The organism is Robbsia sp. KACC 23696 (assembly GCF_039852015.1).
Taxonomy (GTDB): Bacteria; Pseudomonadota; Gammaproteobacteria; order Burkholderiales; family Burkholderiaceae; genus Robbsia.
This window is the reverse complement of record NZ_CP156628.1, coordinates 94,055-116,284: the sequence shown is the minus strand read 5'-3', so window position 1 is coordinate 116,284 and position 22,230 is coordinate 94,055. Positions and strand designations below refer to the sequence as shown.

General features: G+C 63.1%; 19 protein-coding genes and 1 pseudogene. 11 read left to right on the top strand and 9 right to left on the bottom strand.

Annotated features, from left to right (window positions below):
• Window positions 1–22: 22 nt before the first annotated feature.
• Both ABEG21_RS21920 and ABEG21_RS21915 read right to left on the bottom strand, forming a co-directional pair.
• Window positions 23–832 (bottom strand): NYN domain-containing protein, encoded by an 810-nt coding sequence (locus tag ABEG21_RS21920; protein WP_347558678.1) that lies wholly within the window; start codon window positions 830–832, stop codon window positions 23–25.
• 189 nt (window positions 833–1,021) lie between these two features.
• Window positions 1,022–2,704 carry a leucine-rich repeat domain-containing protein gene (locus ABEG21_RS21915; RefSeq protein WP_347558677.1) on the bottom strand — a complete coding sequence of 561 codons (1,683 nt, stop codon included), beginning with the start codon at window positions 2,702–2,704 and terminating at the stop codon, window positions 1,022–1,024.
• Window positions 2,705–3,057: 353 nt separating this feature from the next.
• Between ABEG21_RS21915 and ABEG21_RS21910 the strand changes: the two genes are divergently transcribed.
• Entirely contained in the window at window positions 3,058–3,930 is an 873-nt protein-coding gene (locus ABEG21_RS21910; RefSeq protein WP_347558676.1) for a response regulator transcription factor, read from the top strand.
• Between the two features lie 387 nt (window positions 3,931–4,317).
• Here the strand turns inward: ABEG21_RS21910 and ABEG21_RS21905 are convergent, their stop codons facing one another.
• Window positions 4,318–5,712, bottom strand: coding sequence for a helix-turn-helix transcriptional regulator (locus ABEG21_RS21905; protein ID WP_347558675.1), 1,395 nt, complete (start codon window positions 5,710–5,712; stop codon window positions 4,318–4,320).
• 400 nt (window positions 5,713–6,112) lie between these two features.
• Between ABEG21_RS21905 and ABEG21_RS21900 the strand changes: the two genes are divergently transcribed.
• A complete protein-coding gene (locus ABEG21_RS21900; protein ID WP_347558674.1) occupies window positions 6,113–6,781 on the top strand; it encodes a HutD family protein in 669 nt (222 codons plus the stop codon).
• A 33-nt stretch (window positions 6,782–6,814) separates the two neighbouring features.
• On the opposite strand, the gene ABEG21_RS21895 is transcribed toward ABEG21_RS21900, so the two are convergent.
• Window positions 6,815–8,059 carry a flagellar brake protein gene (locus ABEG21_RS21895; protein WP_347558673.1) on the bottom strand — a complete coding sequence of 415 codons (1,245 nt, stop codon included), beginning with the start codon at window positions 8,057–8,059 and terminating at the stop codon, window positions 6,815–6,817.
• 218 nt (window positions 8,060–8,277) lie between these two features.
• Between ABEG21_RS21895 and ABEG21_RS21890 the strand changes: the two genes are divergently transcribed.
• The 7 genes and pseudogenes from ABEG21_RS21890 to ureG all read left to right on the top strand — a co-directional run bounded on the left by ABEG21_RS21890 (window position 8,278) and on the right by ureG (window position 14,173).
• Complete coding sequence (locus ABEG21_RS21890; RefSeq protein WP_347558672.1) at window positions 8,278–9,231, top strand: urease accessory protein UreD; 954 nt, start codon at window positions 8,278–8,280, stop codon at window positions 9,229–9,231.
• 94 nt (window positions 9,232–9,325) lie between these two features.
• A complete protein-coding gene (locus ABEG21_RS21885) occupies window positions 9,326–9,628 on the top strand; it encodes an urease subunit gamma (protein ID WP_347558671.1) in 303 nt (100 codons plus the stop codon).
• A gap of 164 nt (window positions 9,629–9,792) precedes the next feature.
• Entirely contained in the window at window positions 9,793–10,098 is a 306-nt protein-coding gene (locus ABEG21_RS21880) for an urease subunit beta (RefSeq protein WP_347558670.1), read from the top strand.
• 96 nt (window positions 10,099–10,194) lie between these two features.
• On the top strand, window positions 10,195–11,901 hold the full coding sequence (gene ureC / locus ABEG21_RS21875) for an urease subunit alpha (RefSeq protein WP_347558669.1): 1,707 nt from the start codon (window positions 10,195–10,197) through the stop codon (window positions 11,899–11,901).
• Between the two features lie 55 nt (window positions 11,902–11,956).
• Window positions 11,957–12,607, top strand: a pseudogene (gene ureE / locus ABEG21_RS21870) (urease accessory protein UreE); the annotation flags it as partial.
• Between the two features lie 121 nt (window positions 12,608–12,728).
• Window positions 12,729–13,520, top strand: coding sequence for an urease accessory protein UreF (locus ABEG21_RS21865; protein WP_347558668.1), 792 nt, complete (start codon window positions 12,729–12,731; stop codon window positions 13,518–13,520).
• Window positions 13,521–13,522: 2 nt separating this feature from the next.
• Entirely contained in the window at window positions 13,523–14,173 is a 651-nt protein-coding gene (ureG, locus tag ABEG21_RS21860; protein ID WP_347558667.1) for an urease accessory protein UreG, read from the top strand.
• A 60-nt stretch (window positions 14,174–14,233) separates the two neighbouring features.
• Here ureG and ABEG21_RS21855 read toward each other — a convergent pair whose 3' ends face one another.
• Together ABEG21_RS21855 and ABEG21_RS21850 are read right to left on the bottom strand one after the other, a co-directional pair.
• Window positions 14,234–15,661 (bottom strand): alpha-hydroxy acid oxidase, encoded by a 1,428-nt coding sequence (locus ABEG21_RS21855; RefSeq protein WP_347558666.1) that lies wholly within the window; start codon window positions 15,659–15,661, stop codon window positions 14,234–14,236.
• 80 nt (window positions 15,662–15,741) lie between these two features.
• Window positions 15,742–16,155: a VOC family protein gene (locus tag ABEG21_RS21850; protein ID WP_347558665.1), complete on the bottom strand. Its 414-nt coding sequence runs from the start codon at window positions 16,153–16,155 to the stop codon at window positions 15,742–15,744.
• Between the two features lie 108 nt (window positions 16,156–16,263).
• Between ABEG21_RS21850 and ABEG21_RS21845 the strand changes: the two genes are divergently transcribed.
• Entirely contained in the window at window positions 16,264–17,358 is a 1,095-nt protein-coding gene (locus ABEG21_RS21845) for a LysR family transcriptional regulator (RefSeq protein WP_347558664.1), read from the top strand.
• Here ABEG21_RS21845 and ABEG21_RS21840 read toward each other — a convergent pair.
• Window positions 17,315–17,773: a response regulator gene (locus tag ABEG21_RS21840; RefSeq protein WP_347558663.1), complete on the bottom strand. Its 459-nt coding sequence runs from the start codon at window positions 17,771–17,773 to the stop codon at window positions 17,315–17,317. The genes ABEG21_RS21845 and ABEG21_RS21840 overlap by 44 nt on opposite strands.
• A 582-nt stretch (window positions 17,774–18,355) precedes the next feature.
• Here ABEG21_RS21840 and ABEG21_RS21835 point away from each other — a divergent pair.
• Window positions 18,356–19,867 (top strand): SulP family inorganic anion transporter, encoded by a 1,512-nt coding sequence (locus ABEG21_RS21835; protein ID WP_347558662.1) that lies wholly within the window; start codon window positions 18,356–18,358, stop codon window positions 19,865–19,867.
• Window positions 19,868–19,883: 16 nt separating this feature from the next.
• Here ABEG21_RS21835 and ABEG21_RS21830 read toward each other — a convergent pair whose 3' ends face one another.
• Together ABEG21_RS21830 and ABEG21_RS21825 are read right to left on the bottom strand one after the other, a co-directional pair.
• A complete protein-coding gene (locus ABEG21_RS21830; RefSeq protein ID WP_347559117.1) occupies window positions 19,884–21,068 on the bottom strand; it encodes a YncE family protein in 1,185 nt (394 codons plus the stop codon).
• 276 nt (window positions 21,069–21,344) lie between these two features.
• Window positions 21,345–22,067, bottom strand: coding sequence for a creatininase family protein (locus tag ABEG21_RS21825; RefSeq protein WP_347559116.1), 723 nt, complete (start codon window positions 22,065–22,067; stop codon window positions 21,345–21,347).
• Window positions 22,068–22,230 lie beyond the last annotated feature (163 nt).

Here is a 22,230-nt window from a genome sequence, read left to right as displayed (position 1 = left end):
GCCGATGACATGGCCGCGGCTGTCAGGCGCTAATGACGTGAATACGCCGCGCTTCGGGCGCACCGTCGGGCCGCGCCGGGGGATGAAGTTCGAATTCGAGCACGACCTGCCGGGACGGCAGCCGCGCGGCCACCTGCGGGTCGATCAGGCTGGAGAGCTTGAAATACGCCGGTTTCGTCTCGGTTGCGGCCAGAATCGGCGTCTCGGGCAAGGCCGACCAGTAGGCGATGAAGCCATAGCCGTCTTCCGGCGAATACCGGTTGCAGATGCCCCGCACCTTGGCGCCATACTGCCCCCACCGCGAACCCGGCGTCGGATTGTCGCGCAGCGGCAGCAGATTCGGCACCAGATAACCATTGATGAACTGGTCCGCACCGTCCCGCAGTTCCCGCGACACATTGTCGAAACCCAGGACCTCCACGCGGCAACCCTTGCTCTGCAGCGCCCGCACGACGCGGATGAAATCCCCGTCCCCCGTGGCCAACAGCACCGTATCGAGCCGCTCAGACTCGGTCAATACGTCCACTGCCATATCCAGATCAGCGTTCGACTTCGTCGTCTCGACGCCGTCTTCGTCACGGTAATATTTAACCGGCTTGACGGTCACGCGAAAGCCCTGATCCCGAAGGGCGGCCTGATAGGCCAACGCCCGGGCGCCGTATTCGGGATAGGTGTCGGAGCGGCGCTCGTCGAATGCCAGATAAACGTTCAGCCGTTGGGCCTCTCCGTCGTCGCGACAGGCCAAGGCGCGCAGGACGTCATAGCGCATGCCATGCCCCCCGTTCATTCCGATATTGCTTGCGTCGACGTAAACGCCAATTCTACGAATCATATTCTTCCACGTGCGGCAACCCGCCGAACTGGGACGCCGCCGCCGGGCAAGCTCCGCACGTAAAACGGCGCGGCGCATGCCCGGCGATCGGAAACCCATACCGGAGGCTCGGCTTTTCAGGGCCTGGATCTGTGCATCTGCTACACGTATTGTGCCTGCCGCGCGCGCCTTCCGGCAATCACGATCGCATCATCCGATACAGTTTCCGCGTTCGGCGCAGTCGCCCGCAAGCGAATGTCCGTCTTCCCCCTCGGTCCGAACCGTCCGGAGGCAATCGACGATATCGTCCTCGGACATCACGTGCAAGGCGGGGGCAAGCGGCAGAAAAGCCGGTGCGGATGAGCGCAAAGCCGGCAGAACAGGACGCGGGAACGACTGCACGGCGGCATGGCGGTCAAAATGCCCGACGACGATTCGGCATGCATGCAACACATCGGCGCAATCCAACAAGGGATGCGCGACGACGTAATTGTCGATCCATGTCCGAAGGCGCTCCTCGCATGCCGGACCGAGCGTGAGATCGCCGTCCGACAAAGGTTTGCGCGGCGCCCACACGATATCGGTTTTGTCGGCCTGGCGTTTCGGGGGGACCGCAGCACACACGCCTGCCCAGTGGGTCCGCGTCCAGGCCGCGCGGCGACGCGCCACTTCACCGGGAAGGTCATCGGCGACCGGTAGATCGCCGTGTTCAGCCTCCCGTCGCCGTGGCATGGCAGTCTCTGCTTGCGCAAGAAAACGGATGACCCCCGCCGGCGCCGCCTCGATGTCCTTCAGTACGTCGCGCACCGCGGCTCGGAACGCTTTCCGCGTATCGCCATTCGTCGCTTCGGGCAGACTGCCGAGGTCGTCGAGCAGACGCGTTAGCGCGCAGGCGACGTCCGGATGACGGGCCGCGATGCCTTGCCAGACATCGAGCGATGCCCGACATCGGTCCGCACCGGCAATGAGCCAGGCAAACGCCGCTTCATCGAGCGTCCGCGAGAAGGGTTGCGCGCCACGATGATCGAACATCCAGACCGGCGCGGCCGGGCCGTCGCGCAAGGCCCGACGGACGCGATCCGGAAGCGGGTTGTCATGCAAGCGCACGACACAGGCAGCGGGTAGCCAGCGGATCGCGTCCGGCAGCGACGTCAAAGCGTTATCGGAGACATCCAGCTCCCGAAGCAACGGCAGCGACCCCAAGGACGGGGGAATCCAGCGCAACAGACAGCCGTCGGCGCGCAGAAACTCGAGCGCGACCGCCTCACCCAGTGCGTCCGGCAATCCCTCCAGATCATTTGCGGCGACATTCAAATAGGACAGTGCCGGGAGGCGCTTCAATGCATCCGGCAAGGAAGTAAGCCGATTATGCGCGACGCTCAGATGCCGCAACGACGACAGGCACGCGATACGCTCCGGTAGCACGCGGAGGCAATTGCCATCCAACAGCAATTGACGCAAGCGCGCAGCCGGCTGAGACGGCTGAGACGGTTCAGTGTGCCTGTCATCAGCAGGCGATCGTTCGCACATCGGCATGCCCTGCATCCCCGGCGTTCGCCGCGGATAGCGCTGGCTCAGCATCCACAGGCCGGGAGGAAGCGTCGATAGCCGAAGGTCACGCAAATCGAGCACCGTCGCATCGGTTTCCCAGCACTGCAAAATGCGCAGCGCCGCTTCGGCCCGCAATTCATCGGCCGCCTGATGCGCATCGGCCGCCCAGCGCTCCACGCTCATCTGGAGCGTGGTCGCGTTCTCGCCGCGTACGTCGGCCGTGCCGTCGGTCCAACGCATCGGACGAGGGACGTCGCCGCGTGTCATGTTCGCCATCGCCTCGTCCACGCACGCATCGTTCAAAGCATCGCTGTCGTGCATCTTATTTCTGTCTACCGTCATCGCAGTCACCATCGGCGCGGGGCGCCATGCCATTTCCCTGTCTGTCACGCCATCGTAGTGGGCAAGTACAGCAATCGCGTGTAGGAGTTGTCTGAACCTGTCAGACCCGATTCGCATGCCCCCCGCCTGCTTCGGACTCTATTGCCTGTTAGAGCAATCGTTTACTGATCAATCGCACGCCGAACGAAATACGACCGTTTCAAGCGAAATGCGGAACCGCCGTTTCGCTTTTTGTTACATAAAGTTAAGAAATGGCTCATTCGCCATCGAGGCGACTGGCACGCATGCATGCAATGCGCCGAAGCCAGCGTGTTCGACATTTCCTTCGTCTTTGATTTTCTACCGGTGTGCCCGTGAAACTTGCCATTGTGACTTCCAGCCAGCGCTTCCAGGACGCCGTAACGTCGTGCTTCAGCGACGACACGAGTATCGTTTCCTTCAGTGATGACAAGGCGTTGATCCGGGCACTGACGCGCGACCTGTTCGAAGCCATCCTGATGGAGGCGAACGATATCGGTGCACTGCGGGAAAATAGGCCGCTTTTCGTATCGCGTCATTGCCAGTCGCGCTTGCAAGTGCCCTTGATCCTCGTCGGTCATTTCGCCAACCGCGCGGCGCTGGACCTCGCTTTTTCCCTGGGGGCCGACGATATCGTGCGACTGCCCATCGATCAGGACGAACTGTTCGTGCGGACCTCGCGCGCTATCCGGCGCGCGCAGCAGGATCCGGTTGTCGGCGAGACGTTGAGACTGTCTGAATACCGCCTTGAAAAACGCATTGGTGCCGTCGTTTTCAATGGGCAAACGGTGCAATTGACGCCGAGAGAGTTCGCGATCGCATGGATGCTGTTTTCGCGCCCCGGCCAGTATCTGAGTCGCAAACAAATATCGATCGCGATTTGGGGCTGCGGCGAAGAGGTGGCCGGCCGCACGCTCGAACAGCACATCTACAAGCTGCGAAAAAAGCTGTTGCTGTCCGGCGTCCACGGCGTCCGCCTGAGCACGCAATATGCTCACGGCTATCGCGTGGAGACGTTCGGCTCGCTGCAAACACCGAACGCCCCCACTGCGGCCCATGCTGCAGCGAACGAGAAAGATGCCGCGCTGCATGACAGCGCTCGGGACGACGCGCCACGCTATCTCTCGCAAGACGGCGGCGACGGCAGCGAGGCGCGCACGCCGCACGGCGATCGTGCATCGGAGACGGCGCCGCTCGACGTCTTGTAAAACCGGTGCCGACCGCCAGCGGTTCTCCGACGCGCGTTGCCGTAACCACGATCGCGTTCCATGCAGCTGCATCGACATGCCGTGCGCGCACCGGTCGTTCAAACCATAGCGATCCGCACGCCCCCTCCCCACACACTGCTTATGCGACCGTTGCGGCTTGCACGACACTGGTCTTCCCCTCACGTTTTTAAAAGTCACTAACAGTTGTACTATCAATTAATTAACAGGGAAATCAGCGCATGCGTCGCGGTGTTTCCTGATCCGAACCGGTGCCGTCAGGCAAAGCGCCGCAGGCTCGCCCGTCCGGCGTCGCGCTTCTGGGCGCACTCGACAATGCAGGCCGTCGCGAACCGCCGACGGCCTGCGCGCGGGGAGAAAACCCGCCGTTCAGCGCGATAAGGTTTCCGAAGGCACTTCGTCGAAATACTTCCGATAGCCGTTGACCAGCGTGGAGCGATGCATCACGCCCCAGCTGTTCGCAACGTCGAGTACCGTCTTGTCATTGCCCTCATGCGATAACTCCGCATGAATGGATTCCATGCGGCGTCGACGAATGACTTCGGTCGGGGTCAAACCGACAAAGTTCTTGAAGGCCGTTTGGAGCGCGCGCTCGGTCACCTTGATTTCAGCCGCGACTTCTCGCACGGACAGATCTCGTCGATCGAGATTGGCCAATAGATAACGATAGGCGCGGCGGTATTTCGCTGGCAAACGCGCGCCCACATCATCGAGCGGCGCGTCGGGACGGGCGGCTTCGCGCACCGAATACGGCGTCGGCACGCGGGCGTCATCGCGGCTGGCGCGCAGCGATAGCAAGGCATAGCGACTGTACTTCTGGTGCCAATCGGCCGTGCGCCCCTGTTCTCGTCGGACTTTCGCCGTGCAATACAGATGCTCCAATTGCAGACGGCCAGCGGTATCGCGTGCCGGATCGCTGAGCGGCTGCAACACTTGCTCCGCCACACCGAAGCTGCTGCTGCTCAGACTCGCCACGGCAATATCGACACGCAATGCACGCTGATATTCAACCTGGTTTTCCTGGTTTGCCCAGCGCAGATGCGCGTCCAGGCTTGCGAATGCATCTCTCGCACCATTGGCCAGCATGCGTAGATCGTTCAGCGCTTGGAAACGCATCCGCAGTAGCGCCGATGTCGGCGCGGTCTTGGGCGCCTTGGCTTCGGGACCGGCCGTATCGCGCCGAATCGATTGCCAATAAACATGATCCTGTAATGCCTCGGATTGACGGATCTCGTTCTGCACCGCGATATCGAAACGCATCAGCGATGCCAGTTCACGCCATATCGGATGCGCCTCGGCGACATCCGCCTCGAACGCATCCAACGCCCGATCCATTTCCGTCAATCTGCCCAGCTCACCCAAGACGGCCACCAGCGCAAAACGCGCCTCGCGGCGCCGATCGGGGTCCAAATTCGGTTCGCCCAACACGCGGACCCAACAACTCAGCGCCGTCCCGCTGCGGTGACGGAACATGGCCTGCCAACCCGTGTCACGGCAAGACATCGCCCGGAGTTCGTGCGAGGCCCGCATGATGCGTAACGTCCGCCGATAGCCATCTTCCGCATCCTCCGTCTGGTCGGCGACCAAGCGTAGATCGGCAGTGAGCCGAACGATGTCGGCGTTCGACTTCTCCGAGGGCGAGTCGAGCATTCGCGCAGCCGCAGACAATGCATCCACCAAACGGCCGTCGGATACACGGCCAATGATGGCGGGTTCGTTTGCCGCCAGCGCCGCGACGAGAGGAAAATACACGGGAGAAAACATACATGCACTCCGTTTTGCAGGCCGGTTGATGTTTGCCGGGCGCATTAACCTCCTGCGCACTTGGTAGGGGCCGATCGTCGATCTGCACGATCCGCACGGCCAAGCTGGCGTCGAGAGATCTGCTCGGTGCGTCGGGCGGTCGTCTCGGCGGAATCCACTCTATCAAGGCGCGCGCAACGTAATTTCAACAATCTTTACGATCCGATGATTAAATGCCTCCTTACCACTGTTTGAAACAATAATTGCCGCAATAACGGTGTAAGTCGCCGACCGCCGAGGCGCGGATCAAACAGGGCATGCCGTTTTTAAAAAAATAAAATTGGCGGTTGGCGGTATGATTAATTCATGGACCAAGGGCGGTATCGCGCGATACCGCCTGTGCTTCAGGATTCGATCCGACATGATGAAGACTGTGGATACAGCGCTTCCGCTTGCCATACGGCGCGCGGCAACGCTGGAGACAACGCTCTGGTCGAATGGCCGTGGAGCGAGCTGCGAAGTGGCGATCTCGCCCGAGAGTGCAACGATGGACGATTTCATCTGGCGCGCGAGCATGGCGCAGATTTCGGCCGATGTTTCTTTCTCGACCTATCCTGGCATCGATCGTACCTTGGTACTGCTTGGCGGCGCCGGCATGGAGCTCGACTTGACGCATCACGCCGCGGCAGGCGCCTCGCATGCACTGCGCGAACCGCTGAGCGCGTTCGGCTTCGACGGGGCAACGCCTCCCGAAGCGAAGCTCGTCGATGGCCCCACGCATGATTTCAATCTGATGGTTCGGCGCGATAGCGCCAATGGGCAGGTGGAAGTCTGGCGCGGCCCGGGACGCTTTACGTTGCCCGACGATCTGGTATTGCTCTTCGTCGTGCGCGGCACAGCCGCATTGGCAGGGGTCGATTTGAACGACCCACTGCCGATCCCGCTCGAACCGTGCGACAGCGTCAAATTAAACGGCGTTGCGCGACTCGACTTATCGGTCGAACTTCCGGAAAGGACGGTCGTGCTGGGAGTCCGGGTGCAACTCCATGACGATGACAATGCCGCCGACGATGGCGGCATCGCGCGCTGATCGTCAGGCGTTCTTCCTGCGCTAGACGGCGTGTCAGTTCCAGTCGTGTTCCACGCGCAGACTGAGCACATAGCTTTTCAGCACGAGGTATTGCGTCGGCGTCAGCGTGGCGAATGCCAGGCCATGCACCCAGTCGCCCGTAGACGGGTCTTTCGACTTCGATTGCTTGACGCTGCGGATCGTTCCTTCCACATCGACGGCGACCGGCACGCCCTCCGCCTCGACATAGAAGTTGACCTTCAACTGCTCGCCCACCGCGCCGAGAGGCCGGTCCGCCGCGAGTAACATACCGAAAGTACTGACATTGATGGCGACGCCCAAGCCCGGGGCCTCCCGCATCGCCGCATCGGCAACCGGATTCGCCGCGGCCTCGGCGGGATCGCCGCCAGAAATGACGCTGGCATCACCACCGCCAGCAGTAAGGGTGGCGTCGGCGGTCAAGCCGGCGTCGGGCGCGGGGGATGGAAGCGGCGCGGATTTGTGCGACGGATCGAGCAGACTGACCTTGATCGGGGTGTACAGCACGGCAAGGCGCGCCGGGGAGCGGATGGCCCGGCGCTCGCGCAGCTTTCGGATACGCGCCGGCGGCGACAAAACGACGTGATGGAACGGCATCGTGGCCAACCATTCCACGGTGCACGCAAAAAGGTAGATCGATCGCGGACAGACCGCCACCACCTCGACCGTCTCGCCGACAGTCAGCTTCAGGCGAGCGTGGTCGAGCACCGGCGGCATCACCATCAAGGGGCCGTGCGGCGCGACACCGATCAATCGGCTCGCGTACGCAAGGCCGCCGTTCCCCAACGGCAGGCGAATGGCCAGTCGATTGCCGATGGACAAGCCCATCTCATTAATGGCACGTCGGACACGCAGCGCGTCATCGTCGTCTGTCGCACCGACACGCAGGTCGGGCGGCAAACCGCCGGTGCTCGGCGTCTCGGCGAATTCCGCGCCATAAGGCGATGTTTGACCGGCTTCGCTGCCGTCCTCCGCCTGCGGCGCCGCATCGCGCGGCCGATGCGGGCGGAAGTAACGAAACAATTGCGCCCGCCGCACCGTGTCGACCACCGCGCCGATATCCAGCAGCAACGTTCCGTCGGCATCGAGTACCCGTATGTCCAACGGCTTGTCGACCGGCAAGTCTTCGATTTGCAAGGGATTGCCCAGCTGGGCGTCTCGCCGAGCGGGCGCGATCCCGTTTTGCTCGTCGTTAATCGCCGTCAATGCCTGCTCCTCGTGGAATATTGTCAAATTGCCGACAACGCGATTTTCGTTCATGCTTCGCGCTGCGCCAAGCCGGTCGGCGCGATAATTTGCGCACTGTACTACGCCGAATACACGCCTTACTCCCGACCGACTGACGCGCTTGCGTCCCGATCACGGTATCGTTGTCGAAACAGCGCCTGGTCCGTCACGATAGCGTTCTGTTCAATGATTTCCAAAACGTGGATTTGCCGCGACGCCGCGCCGCCTGCCCGCCCATTGTCACTCGATTTATGCTCGACGCCGTAACTGCCTTCCCGTTCAACGATGCCGTCGCCCCTGCGGGCGGGGCGCCGCATGGCGCCAACCTGGACACCCCGGCCGCCGATGATGCCGGCTGGCAAGCTCGGCTTGCGCTCCGCTTCGCGACCCGCTCGGTGACGGACTCGGCCACCTACATGGCATCGTGTCGACACGTCGGGCCGTTGCGGATTCAGAAAACCCTGTTCCCGGAAGGGCCCGGCATCTGTCACGCCCTGATCGTTCATCCGCCGGCGGGTATCGCGGGCGGTGATACGCTGCGCATCGATGTGACACTCGACGCGCACGCGCACGCGGTGCTGTCGACTCCCGGCGCCACGAAATGGTACAAGGCGAATGGCCGCCGTGCGGCGCAGCATCTGCGTTTCCGCGTGGCCGACGGCGCCCGCCTCGACTGGCTGCCGCAGAATAATATCGTTTTCGATCACGCGCGTGCCGACATGTCGGTACACGTCGAGATTGCGGCGGACGCGTCGGCGATCGGCTGGGATGCCTGCTTGCTGGGACGTCAGGCCGCCGGCGAAACGTGGCGCGATGCGGATCTGCACGCCGATGTGCGCCTGCAACGCCCTGACGGCACGCTGCTCTGGGCCGAGCAGGCGGTGTTTTCGTCGGACGACGCGATCCGACTCTCGGCGCAAGGCCTGGACGGCTGGACCAGTTTCGGCACGCTTTGGGCGGTGGTGCCAGCCGCACGGGCAGCCGGCCTGGCCGAACATGCCGTGGTGGAAGACGTCCGCGCGATGTTGCCCTTCGATGACACCATGCGTGCCGGCCTCACCTGCCTGCCCGATGGCGTAGTATTGATCCGCGTGACCGCACAGCGCATGGAAGCGTTGCAGCAACTGCTCACGCAGTGTTGGACGGCATTGCGTCCCTTGATTCATGGCGTCCCGGCGCGCCCACTGCGGATCTGGCGCACCTGATGAATGCGGGTCGGTCCATGGTGCGTGGTTGGCACGGCGGGCACGGCACGGCTATCGTTTCCTTTTTCGCTTCACCCCTAGACACCGTCATCCAATGAACCTGACTCCGAGAGAGAAAGACAAGCTGCTGATCTTCACCGCCGCGCTATTGGCCGAACGCCGACGCGCCCGCGGGCTGAAGCTGAACTACCCGGAAGCGGTGGCGTTCATCTCGGCCGCGTTGATGGAAGGCGCACGTGATGGTCAGACCGTTGCGGATCTGATGCATTACGGGACGACGCTGCTGTCGCGCACCGATGTGATGGATGGCGTGCCCGAGATGATTCCGGACATCCAGGTGGAAGCCACGTTCCCGGACGGTACGAAATTGGTCACCGTGCATCACCCCATCCCCTGACCCGGGACGGACCGCTTGCCCCGTGCCCGGCACGCCGTGCACGGGGCAAGCCTGCATTTTGCAAAGATTTACGTGTCCCCGCCACGGAAAATGGTTGTATAACCCCCCGTTGGCGCCGCGGGCACCCTTCCCATTTGACGCTTTCAGATCTCGACGAGGCTGCAATGATTCCCGGTGAACTGCTGACCGAACCAGGCGAACTCGAATTGAACGCCGGCCGTGCGACCGTCAGCGTGACGGTTTCGAACACCGGCGACCGTCCGATCCAGATCGGCTCCCATTTCCACTTCTACGAAGTGAACGATGCGCTGGCGTTTCCGCGCGAGCAAGCGCGGGGTTTCCGGCTGAACATCGCCGCCGGAACCGCCGTGCGCTTCGAACCGGGCCAGGAACGGACCGTCGAACTGGTCGCGCTCGACGGCGACCGGATCGTCTATGGCTTCAACGCCAAGATCATGGGCCCGTTATAAGCGCTTCCCGCGCATCGACCGGACGCTTTTCAAGATAGCTGCGCGGGAGTGCCTCGAACGAGGCTCCCGCCGACGCGCACCAACCAGGACCAGCACATGACGCTTCGCATCGACCGCCGCGCTTATGCGGAAATGTTCGGCCCCACCACGGGCGACCGTGTCCGGCTTGCCGACACGGAACTGTTGATCGAGATCGAGCACGATGCCACGATCTACGGCGAGGAAGTGAAATTCGGTGGCGGCAAGGTCATTCGCGACGGCATGGGCCAGTCGCAGCGCTGCCATGCCGATGTCGTCGATACCGTGATTACGAACGCGGTGATCATCGATCACTGGGGTATCGTCAAGGCCGATATCGGCATCAAGAACGGCCGCATCGCCGCCATCGGCAAAGCTGGCAATCCGGATATTCAGCCGGGCGTGACGATCGCGATCGGCGCAGCCACCGAGGTCATTGCCGGCGAAGGCAAGATCGTGACCGCCGGCGGCATCGATACGCATATTCACTTCATCAGCCCGCAGCAGATCGATGAAGCGCTGTGCTCCGGCGTGACGACTATGCTAGGCGGCGGCACCGGTCCGGCCACGGGGACCTTCGCGACCACCTGCACGCCCGGTCCCTGGCATATGGAGCGGATGCTGCAGGCCGGCGACGGCTGGCCCATTAACCTGGGCTTCCTCGGCAAGGGCAATGCGAGCCAGGCTGCCCCGCTGCTCGAGCAGATCGCTGCCGGCGCCATCGGTCTGAAGCTGCACGAAGACTGGGGCACGACGCCGGCGGCGATCGATACCTGCCTCAGCGTCGCCGAAGACACCGACACGCAGGTCGCGATCCATACCGATACGCTGAACGAAGGCGGCTATCTGGAAGCGACGGTGAAGGCCTTCAAGGGCCGCACGATTCACACGTATCACACCGAAGGGGCCGGCGGCGGCCATGCGCCGGACATCATCGCCGTGGCCGGCGAGCCGAACGTATTGCCGTCCTCGACGAACCCGACGCGCCCGTACACGGTCAACACGCTCGACGAACATCTGGACATGCTGATGGTCTGCCATCACCTGGATCCGTCGATTGCCGAAGATATCGCGTTTGCCGAATCGCGCATCCGTCGCGAGACGATTGCCGCCGAAGATATCCTGCACGACCTGGGCGCCTTGTCGATGCTGTCGTCGGATTCGCAAGCAATGGGGCGCGTGGGCGAGGTCATCATGCGCACGTGGCAGACGGCGCACAAGATGAAGGTACAGCGCGGGGCGCTGCCTCCGGATAACGCGCGCCACGATAACTTCCGCGTGAAGCGTTACATCGCCAAGTACACGATCAATCCGGCGATCACGCACGGTATCTCGCACGAAGTGGGATCGCTCGAAGTGGGCAAGTGGGCCGATATCGTAATCTGGGACCCGGCTTTCTTTGGCGTGAAGCCGGCGCTGATCCTGAAAGGTGGCATGATCGCGATGTCGCTGATGGGCGATCCGAACGCGTCGATCCCGACGCCGCAACCGGTGCATTACCGGGAAATGTTCGGCTCGCGCGGCGGCGCGCTCGCGCGCAGCTCGCTGACCTTCGTTTCGCAAATGGCCTTGAATGCCGGCATCGGCGGTCGTTACGGGCTGAACAAACAACTGGTGGCGGTCAAGGCATGCCGGAACATCACCAAGGCACAGATGATTCACAATGCCTGGCAGCCGAAGATCACGGTGGACCCGGAAACGTATCAGGTAATGGCCGATGGCCAGTTGCTGACGTGCGAGCCCGCCAAGGTGCTGCCGATGGCACAACGCTACTTCCTGTTCTGACGCACACGTGTGCGTCGAACGGAAGCAGTGATAGTCCGAATGCAGGAGAATCGCAATGCGTAAGATCGAAAAACGCCTGGACCGCAGCGTGCGGCTGGCAAAACCGTTGCTGGCCCGCGCCGGCGTGCTGACCTTGCCGTACGAGGCGCGTTGCAAGAGCCGTCAGGCCGCCACGCTGGAAAGCGGCGAGGAAGTGGGTCTGGTGCTGCCGCGCGGCACCGTCCTGGCCGAAGGCGATGTGTTGGTGGCCGACGATGGCGGCCTGGTGCGCATCGTCGCCGCCGCAGAACCGTTGATGCGGGTGACGGCGCCGACGCTGGCGCAGCTGATCCGTGCCGCCTATCACCTGGGCAATCGCCACACGCCGGTGGAATTCGGCGAAGGCTATCTGCAGTTGGAAGCGGACAGCGTGCTGCGCGCCATGCTGCAAGGCATCGGCATGAGCGTCGCAGCCGTGGATGCCCCATTCCAGCCGGAACCGGGTGCGTACGGCGGCGGCCACAAGCACGGCCACGACGCTACGTTCGCGGAAGACTATGCGCTCGCGCAAACGGTCTATGCCGAGCATGGACATGCGGGCCATGACCATGGTCACGGTCATGATCACAAACACGATCACGGCCACAGTCACGACCATGATCACAAGCACGACCATGGCGGCCCGGGTCATGTGCACACCGCGGCGTGCAACCACGGCCATGACCATGGACATGCACCTGTGCAGATTCATCGAAAATCGCCGGTAAAAAAAGCCGCCGATGCGCCGTCTCAAGATCACGACCACGCTCACGGGCATAAGCACGGACACGATCACGGGCATAAGCACGATGACCACAAGCACTGACGTCGCGTCGACAGGCGCGCCGACGTCGTCGGACGCCGCCGTCACGCAACCGGGCGGCTCGGAGACAGCGAATCACGAGCTGATTTCCCTGCTGCATCTGGCATCGCCGGCGTTGCCTATCGGCGGCTTCAGCTATTCGCAAGGACTCGAATCCGCGGTGGATTGCGGCTGGATCCACGATGGCGAATCGGCCGGCACCTGGATACGCAATGGCTTGTCGACGGTGCTGGCGCGCTGCGAACTCCCCTTCCTCGCCCAGCAATGGCAACGGTGGGACGCACTGCTCCAGCCGTCAGCGCACACCGATACCGCGCCGACGACCGCACTGCGAGAAGCCGATGCGTGGTTCCTGGCCAGCCGTGAATCGGCTGAATTGCGTCAGGAGACCGAGCAGATGGGCTGGTCGCTCTCCCAGCTTTGCGTCTCGCTCGAATGGGGCGAGCCGGCGGCGCGTGCCGTGCTGGCATCGATGAAACCGCTGGCCTTACCGACGGCCTTTGCCTTTGCCGCCCGCGCGCATGGCGCCGGCGCGCGCGCAAGCTGTGCCGCCTACGCCTTCAATTGGGTGGAAAATCAGGTCGCGGCCGCGTTGAAAGCGGTGCCACTAGGCCAGCTTGCCGGGCAACGCGTGCTCTGGGGTCTGCGCGGCGACATCGCCCGCGCCGCGGAAGACGCTATGCAAACGCCACCGCACGCGATGTCCACCTTCTCGCCGCTGCTCGCGATCCTGTCGGCGCGGCATGAATCTCAATATTCACGATTGTTTCGCTCCTGATCATGACGACCTCCTCCTCTGCTATTGCCGCCACTCGTACGAAAAAGTTGCCGCCGTTACGCGTCGGCATCGGTGGCCCGGTGGGCTCCGGCAAGACCACTTTGGTCGAAATGCTGTGCAAGGCCATGCGTGAACGCTATGACCTCGTGGTGATTACGAACGATATCTATACGAAGGAAGACCAACGCCTGCTGACGGTCGCGGGCGCGTTGCCCGCCGAGCGGATCATGGGCGTGGAAACCGGCGGCTGCCCGCATACGGCGATTCGCGAAGATGCGTCGATCAATCTCGAAGCGGTGGATCGGATGCTGACCCGTTTTCCCGATGCGGACATCGTCTTCATCGAGTCCGGCGGTGACAATCTGGCGGCAACCTTCAGCCCGGAACTATCGGATCTGACGATCTATGTAATCGACGTCGCCGGTGGCGAAAAGATCCCGCGCAAGGGCGGCCCCGGCATCACGAAGTCGGACTTGCTGGTGATCAACAAGACGGACCTGGCTCCGATGGTCGGGGCGTCGCTGGACGTGATGGCCAGCGATGCGGCAAAGATGCGTGGCGTACGCCCCTTCGTGATGTGCAATACGAAAGCCGGCGCGGGGCTGGACGAGGTGATTCGTTTTATCGAGCGCAAGGGCCTGCTGCAGGATTGATGTCGCGCAGCTAGCACGGCCGGCCGGCGTCGCGCAGCCGCGTCGTGCAACGCGCCGCGCTCAGATACTGACCAGACGATCCCGGGAGATCCCGGCGATCGACGTCACGCCGAGCATCCCCATGTCGCGGGACACCTCCTGGCGCAACAGATCGATGGCATGCAGCACGCCGTCACGACCGCCGATCGACGCGGCATAATTGAACGGTCGGCCGACGAAGACGAAACTGGCGCCCAAGGCGAGCGCCTTCAACACATCGGTACCGCGTCGGATACCGCTATCGAGCATCACTGGGTAATCCGGCAAGGCTTCGACAATCGCAGGCAATACCGTCAGCGGCGCTACCGTGCCATCCAACTGCCGCCCGCCGTGGTTCGAGACGATGATGCCGTCGGCACCGATGGCGCGTGCGGTCCGGGCGTCGTCGACATCGAGGATGCCCTTGATCACCAGCATACCCTGCCAGCGTTGACGGATCTTCTCGATGTGCGCCCAGTTCAAATGACCGCGGTCTGCGAAATCGCGCAGCACGGACTTCGACATGATGGGCGCGCCACGGGTCGCGTAGTTGTTCTCGAAGTGGGGCATGCCATGCTTGGCGATCGTCTTCAGGAAAGTCCCGAACAGCCAGCGCGGGTGGGTGATGCCATCGATGGCCAGCCGTAGCGATGGCCGCAACGGCGTCGAAAAACCCGTTCGCACATTGTTCTCGCGATTCGCCGACACCGGCGTATCGACGGTGATGACCAAGCGCTTGAACCCCGCCGCCGCGATGCGGTCGATCAGAGCATCGATCTTCTGCTGCTCGCCCGGCAGATAGGCCTGAAACCAGGCATCGGGATTGACGGCCGCCACGTCCTCCATGCGGATCAAAGAGGATCCGCTCATGATCATCGGAATGCCGGTATCGGCCGCAGCCAATGCCAGCACTTCGTCGCCCCGATACGCGGACAAGGCGGATATCCCCATCGGCGCGATGCCGAACGGCGCGTCGTATGTCGCCCCCAATAGCGTCGTGCGCATCGAACGACGCGACACGTCCACCAGCGTCTTGGGAATGAAACGGTAGCGCTGAAACGACTCGCGATTGGCGCGGACCGACACGTTGTCCTCGACCGCGCCGTGCACATAGCCGAAGATCGGACGCGGCAGGTGGCGCCGTGCGGCGGCCTCGAAATCATCGAGGCTGAGGATATGCGGAAACCCGGCCGCGCGGGACGGGATGCGGTCCGGCGCGGGCGTCGATTCGGGCGTCGCACCGTCAGGCGAGCCCGCCGACGCTGCACCCGGCACGCCGGACAGATCCGACGAGACGAAGAGTGGACGCGTCACCGTGTCGACCACTGGCTCGTTCACCGCGGCGGCGCGCGCTTTTGCGCCCGATCGGGCGCGCGGCCTGCCTGCTGCGCGGGCCTTGTCGCCGCCCTCTTCCACAACGGCAGGGACCTGCGGATCGGATGTCTCGGAGTCTACGGCGATTTGCTTCATGAGGATGAGGGGCGAATAGCGGGCGTCAGGCGATAGGTCACATCTTACCGTATGCGCCGCCGCCCGACTTTCCCGTGAACTTACTTGGCGAACAGGTTGTCCATGCCCGTGAACCCCTTCACCTCGATCGGATTACCGCACGGATCGAGGAAAAACATCGTCGCCTGTTCGCCTGGCTCGCCGGCGAATCGGATCTGCGGCGCCAGTACGAAATCCATCTTCGCTTCGGTCAAACGGGCCGCCAGCGCTTTCCAGTCGGCCATCTCCATCACAAAGCCCAGATGCGGCATCGGCACCATGTGATCGCCCACACGGCCCGTGTTCGTCACCGGGAAGGGCTCGCCCAGGTGCAACGAGATCTGGTGACCGAAAAAATCGAAGTCAACCCACGTATCGGTGCTTCGCCCTTCGGTGCAACCCAAAAGCGTGCCATAGAAGGCGCGGGACGCGTCGAGGTCGCGAACGTGATAGGCAAGGTGGAAGGCGGTCTTCATGGGGCTCTCCGCGCGGATCAGGCCGGCGTGTTTTTAAAAAAAGCAGCGTAGCATTGACCATTCAAAAGCGATAGCATGTAATTTTTTATCGCTTCGAAAGGAAATCTTTTGGATACGCGCTATCTGCGGAGCCTGCTCGCGGTGGTCGATACCGGATCCATCGCCGAAGCCGCGCGCGCCGAAGGATTGACGGCCGCAGCGGTCGGCCAGCGCATCCAGGCGCTGGAACGCCAGCTCGGCGTGTCGCTGCTGTCCCGCGCCCGACATACCGCCCGTCCGACCGAAGCGTGCTTGAATCTCGTGCCCAGAGCACGACACATTGTCCGGGAAGCCGCGCGGCTGGCGGCGGACATTGATCCGGGCGTGGTACGTGGAACCTTACGCGTCGGCGCGATTTCCACCGCGCTGACCGGCCTGATGCCAGCGACACTGCGTCGGCTCACCGCCGATGCACCCGGCATCAAACCGGTCATCGTGCCCGGCACGTCGCGAGAACTCTACGAAGCGGTGGCCGATGGCTCGCTCGATGCCGCCCTGCTGGCCACGCCGCCGTTCGGCTTGCCGCGAACGCTTACGGCACGAACGCTGCGGCAGGAGCCTTTGATGCTCGTCACGCCGCTGCAGGGTCCGTATCGCCTGGATGGCGAGCGCGGCACGCAGCAATCGGGCGCCGACAATCAGGAGGAGTTTAGGACGCCCACGCGCGGCGGACCGACGCGACACGATGCGATTGCGTCGATCCTGCAATCCCTGCCGTATATCCGATATGACCCGCAGGCCTGGGGCAGTCGCCACGCGGCGCGCTGGCTCGAGGACGCGGGCATCGCGCCGCCGATCGTATGCGACCTCGACGCGTTGGAAACGATCGTGATGTTGGTGTCGGATGGCGTGGGGTTCAGCCTGCTGCCGGGATGGCACGGGATCGAGAGACTCGCGCACGGCTGTCGTCTGACGTCGCTCACGACAATCGCGCAAACCGGGGCGCTTCCCGCCATCGACCGCCCTGAAAATCGGATCGACGCGCGGCACCGCCGCGATGTGGACGATGACGCGCACCGCTACGCCCGCCCGATCATCCTGTTGCAGGCGGCGCAGCCGGACCGGCCCGGGATGCTCGCGGCCTTGGCGCGGGCATTGGGTATCGACGGCCCTGCCAACCTTATCGCGCCTGCCGCACCACGAGATGATCGATCAGGCTCGTGATGGCATCCAGCGTACAACCTTTCTGACAGTAGGCGTCGAAGCCGGCCGGCAGTCCCTGTCGCGCGACGTCGGGCGCCGACAAGGCGGTGAAGGCGATAATGCCCGCGTTGCGCGTGTTCACCAGACAGCGCAGCAGATGCGCCGTCTCGAACCCGTCATACTCCGGCATATTGATGTCCAGAATGATGATGTCCGGCACCCAATGCGATACCAACTGGATGGCCGAGACGCCGCCGAACACATAGCGCGTCTCGTAATCATCCTCGGCCAGCGCCAGCGACAAGGCTTCCGCCGCGGTTTCGTTGTCGTCCACCACAAGGACGCGCACGCGCCGATCCGGATCGATCGCCAGTCTGCGCTGGCTCCATAACGCGTGGCGCACCGATGCATCGAACCTGTCGGTCGACTCTGCCAATCCCACTCCGTAGCATTCTGTAGATCGCATAAAGAACGATAGTGCTGTGCGAATCGTGCTGTCCCCGCCTCGAATCGCCTGGGTTGGATGCGTCGGGGCACGCCTCGAATACGCATCACGGTTGGTTGTAATAACCCCGAAAGCACGCCATTCCTCGGCACGCGCTCTCCGCCCTCATACGGTTTAACGGCCGGCTTTCTCATTCCTGAAGGGGAAATCCTTACCTTTTTGACAACGCCGCGTGTCACGGCCTTCGGACCGTCGCACGCGTCGCAAAAATCCCGCACAGTCCGTGTCGCGTTAGCGAAATACAGTGAAAAATGGCACAATACGGGTTTTCCAGAGTCAATTCGTGCCATGTCGGCGCGTGCGTCCTGGGCCTGCGTGGCGATGCATGCGGTGAATGCTTTCACCCTGGTCGCTGTGTTTGTGCGCCCCCAGGACGCGATGCCCGACGATTGGAATGGATGTCGACTCGCCCGTCGCTGCTTGCCGGTGACGCTGCCCTCTTTCCCCAGAAGCGTCTGTCATGGTGTTTTCGCTGGGCCGCGTCATTGCAAGCGGCCCTGAAATAGGAAACGCATGAATGCCGTCGCTTTACGCCAGAATGTTCTCGCTGGCCTGACCTCGTCGTTCGCGCTGGTGCCCGAATGCATCGCGTTCGCACTGGTCGCGCACCTGAACCCGTTGATGGGTCTCTACGGCGCCTTCATCATCTGCACGATCACGGCCCTGTTCGGCGGTCGTCCCGCGATGATTTCGGGCGCGGCCGGATCGATGGCGGTCGTGATCGTCGCCCTCGTGGTTCAGCACGGCGTGCAATACCTGCTTGCCACCGTCGTGCTGTCCGGCATCGTCATGGTACTGTTCGGCGCCTTGCGGCTGGGAAAGCTGATTCGCATGGTGCCGCATCCGGTGATGCTGGGCTTCGTCAACGGGCTCGCGATCATCATCGCCATGGCGCAGCTTGAACATTTCAAGCTGACGTCCCCCGACGGCAGCACGCACTGGCTGCAAGGCGGCCCGCTCCTGATGATGCTGGGCCTCGTGGCGCTGACGATGGCGGTCGTCTATCTGCTGCCGCGCGTGACGAAAGCAGCGCCGGCCGCGCTGGTCGCCATCATCGGCGTCGGCCTGCTGACGCAACTGCTGCATCTGCCCACTCGCGTGCTCGGCGACATGGCGCACATCGCGGGCGGCCTCCCGGCGTTTCATATTCCCACCGCCCCGCTGAATGGCGAGACGTTGCGGATCATCGCCCCATATGCGGTGCTGATGGCGATGGTCGGACTGCTGGAAACGCTGCTGACGTTCAATCTGACCGATGACATCACGCAGACCAGCGGGCAGCCGAATCGCGAGTGCATCGCGCTCGGCGCCGCGAATATCGTGTCGGGACTGTTCGGCGGCATGGGTGGCTGCGCGATGATCGGCCAGACCGTCGTCAACCTGTCGTCCGGCGGCCGTGCGCGGCTGTCCGGCATCGTCAGCGGCGTGATGATCCTACTATATATCCTGTTCCTGTCGCCGTTGATCGAACGGATTCCGATGGCAGCCTTGGTCGGCGTGATGTTTGTCGTCGCGCAACAGACCTTCGCCTGGGGCTCGCTGCGCGTCCTGCGCAAAGTACCCCGCAACGATGCGCTGGTCATCATCGCCGTCACCGTCATCACCGTGTTTACCGACCTCGCCATCGCGGTGGTCTGCGGCATCCTGATCGCCGCGCTGAACTTTGTCTGGCAGCATGCGCACGACATTCGCGTCGATGTCGTCGACGACGTACACGATAAGACCGCCCACGACGACAAAACGCCGCACAGCGCCGATCGCAAAGTCTATCGGCCTCACGGCACGCTGTTTTTCGCGTCGACGACGCAGTTCCTGTCGCTGTTCGACAGCGCGAACGATCCGGCGCGTGTCATCGTCGACTGCCGTGACCTGCGCGTGACCGATCATTCGGCGATCGCGGCATTGGAAAGCTTGATCGGGCGCTATGCCCAGGCCGGTAAGGAGCTGACCCTGCAGAACTTGACGCCTCGCTGTGAGCACCTGCTCGCCCGCGCCGGCGTGGCCGTGCCGCAGCCAGCTCACTGAACGAGTCGTATCCTGCTCAGCGCATATTCCCGGTATGGCCGAGCGAATAGCGGCCCGGCTGCGGCCACACGGTCAGGCCATGCGGCTCCATTCCGACCTTGATCGATCGCGACAGGCCGCTCTCGGTATTGATCGCATAGACGACGTCGTCGAAGCGACCCGACAGCCAGAGCGTCTTGCCGTCCGCGCTGACATTCCCCATGTCCGGACTGCCGCCGCCAGCGATCGGCCAGGTATGCACGACCTGGCGCGTCGCGAAATCGATCACCGACACGCTCCCCGGACCGCGCCGCGGCCCGTGCACGCGATGCGAACCGCGATTCGCCACATACAGGAACTTGCCGTCGCGGCTCGGATACAGTCCATGCGTGCCGATGCCGGTGGCAATGAAGCCGATTTTCTTCAACGCATCGCCGTCGACGACGAACACGCCGTCCGCCATCATATCCGCGACATAGAACACGCGACCGTCGGGCGAGACGCGAATATCCTGCGGCATGCCGCCCTTATTCAATTCCAGATAGCCGACGACCTTGCGATCGACCATGTCGATCTTTGCCAGCTTGCCGCCGAATTCGCAGGTGAACAGCGCATACCTGCCGTCGATCGAGAAGTCCGCGTGGTTGATGCCCTTGCACACCGGCACGTCCAGGCTTTGCTGTAGCGCCATCGTATGCGCATCACGGAAGTCCAGACGCGCGTGCGCTTCCGCCACGACAATCGCCTGCTTGCCGTCCGGCGTGAAATACATATTGTAGGGATCGTCCACCGGAATCGATGCGCCGGGTTTGCCGGTCAGCGGGTCGATCGGCGTCAAGCTGCCGTCGTTATGCCCTTCCGCATTGTTCGCGACCCAAAGCGTCTTCAGGTCATAGCCGGGAACCACGTGCTGCGGGCTGCGGCCGACCTTGAACTTGTCGACGACGCGATACGTCGCCGGATCGATCACATACACATCGTCGGATCGCAGGTTCGGGACATACACACGCGGCAGCGCGCCCTTGACGGCGGGGCTCATATCGCTGGGCGTCGTGTCGCTGTAGAGATTGTTCGGATCGGTGACCGGCATCATGCCCGCTACCGAGTGGATGGGCGATGGCGCACCGTTTCGCGCGGCGGTCGGCGCGGTGGCGGCGCCGTCACTCGCGGGGGCGGCATACGCCGCGCTCACCAGCGTCAACGACATCGCCAATGCGGTCATCGCGGTGCGCGCGCGCCCCGTTCCCCGCGCCCTCAGGGCGGTACGCGAGCCGCACACCGATTCACGCGCCGCATCGTCGTCCAAACCGGTCGCTCTCACCGCACCACGCTGTTGCAAAGCCATGAACAATTTCCTGTAGATCGATGTCAAAGACGCGCGACGTAGACACTCCGTGCAGTCCCAAGCATGCAGACTAGCACCGCACGGGGCAGTCGTCGCCGCGCCACTGCGAAGTTGCGTGCAGCGCAGCCTCACGGCCACCTGCCGCATCAGCACTCATTGTGCCTGCCGGATGGCGGCAACCGTATTCGACACGATGGCATCGATGCCGAGCTGGCCCAATGCGGCGGTGGCTTTGCGTGGGTCCCCACCATATACCCCATCCGCCACGCCGGGCTTCGGTGCGCCCTGCATGGCCTCGGTCCGAACCATCGACGGCGCAACGGCCAGTTGCAGGGACGCATCCGCCAGACCGGCATGCGTCCCGATCTCGTCATCGCGGAAACCCTTTGCCCGCAGAATCGCATTAAAGCCGTCGGAGCTGGTCCGATAATACGTTTCCGGCACCAAGGCACGCGCCGTTCCGCCAGCCCACTCACGGTTCAATTGCGCGACCACCTTTCGGACATCCGCCTGATATCCGCCGTGATCCCCAAGGAAAACGATGCGCGTGAAACCATGCACCTTGAAGCTGTTCGCCGCGGCGACCAGCGTTTTTTCGAACACATCGTCCGGCACGGTGATCGTGCCGGGGAAGCGCATATGCGAAGACGGCGGCGCATAGCTGCCTTCCGGCACATAGGCGATGACCGGCGCGACCAGCGCATTGCCGAGCGTCCGCGCGATGCGCGTCGAAATGACGCCGGCGCGCACATCGTGCTTGCCTACGGCGATATACGGTCCACTTTGTTCGGTGCCACCGATCGGGATCAGTATCGTCGATCGCCCCGCACGCACGGCATCTCGGATTTCCGGCCAGGTCATGTCTTCGATGCGCACTTCGGAAACGGCGGCCGTCGTGCCGGTTACGCCGCCGCTCGCCGACCACGCGGAGCGGGTCGCGCCACACAGCACCAGCGCGCACAGCGCCGCACTGGCGGACAATTGCAAAATCTTTCTCACTTTCACTGCCTTTTTTCGGCGCTTGGCGCCTTGCTGTTGA

What these genes read in the sequence shown, in the direction of transcription:
- ABEG21_RS21855 (WP_347558666.1), bottom strand. Translation starts at nt 15,661, where the DNA reads ATGAAGCAAATCGCCGTAGACTCCGAGACATCCGATCCGCAGGTCCCT.
- ureG (WP_347558667.1), top strand. Translation starts at nt 13,523, where the DNA reads ATGACGACCTCCTCCTCTGCTATTGCCGCCACTCGTACGAAAAAGTTG.
- ABEG21_RS21905 (WP_347558675.1), bottom strand. Translation starts at nt 5,712, where the DNA reads ATGTTTTCTCCCGTGTATTTTCCTCTCGTCGCGGCGCTGGCGGCAAAC.
- ABEG21_RS21900 (WP_347558674.1), top strand. Translation starts at nt 6,113, where the DNA reads ATGATGAAGACTGTGGATACAGCGCTTCCGCTTGCCATACGGCGCGCG.
- ABEG21_RS21880 (WP_347558670.1), top strand. Translation starts at nt 9,793, where the DNA reads ATGATTCCCGGTGAACTGCTGACCGAACCAGGCGAACTCGAATTGAAC.
- ABEG21_RS21885 (WP_347558671.1), top strand. Translation starts at nt 9,326, where the DNA reads ATGAACCTGACTCCGAGAGAGAAAGACAAGCTGCTGATCTTCACCGCC.
- ABEG21_RS21915 (WP_347558677.1), bottom strand. Translation starts at nt 2,704, where the DNA reads ATGACGGTAGACAGAAATAAGATGCACGACAGCGATGCTTTGAACGAT.
- ABEG21_RS21920 (WP_347558678.1), bottom strand. Translation starts at nt 832, where the DNA reads ATGATTCGTAGAATTGGCGTTTACGTCGACGCAAGCAATATCGGAATG.
- ABEG21_RS21895 (WP_347558673.1), bottom strand. Translation starts at nt 8,059, where the DNA reads ATGAACGAAAATCGCGTTGTCGGCAATTTGACAATATTCCACGAGGAG.
- ABEG21_RS21890 (WP_347558672.1), top strand. Translation starts at nt 8,278, where the DNA reads ATGCTCGACGCCGTAACTGCCTTCCCGTTCAACGATGCCGTCGCCCCT.
- ABEG21_RS21850 (WP_347558665.1), bottom strand. Translation starts at nt 16,155, where the DNA reads ATGAAGACCGCCTTCCACCTTGCCTATCACGTTCGCGACCTCGACGCG.
- ureC (WP_347558669.1), top strand. Translation starts at nt 10,195, where the DNA reads ATGACGCTTCGCATCGACCGCCGCGCTTATGCGGAAATGTTCGGCCCC.
- ABEG21_RS21835 (WP_347558662.1), top strand. Translation starts at nt 18,356, where the DNA reads ATGAATGCCGTCGCTTTACGCCAGAATGTTCTCGCTGGCCTGACCTCG.
- ABEG21_RS21830 (WP_347559117.1), bottom strand. Translation starts at nt 21,068, where the DNA reads ATGACCGCATTGGCGATGTCGTTGACGCTGGTGAGCGCGGCGTATGCC.
- ABEG21_RS21865 (WP_347558668.1), top strand. Translation starts at nt 12,729, where the DNA reads ATGACCACAAGCACTGACGTCGCGTCGACAGGCGCGCCGACGTCGTCG.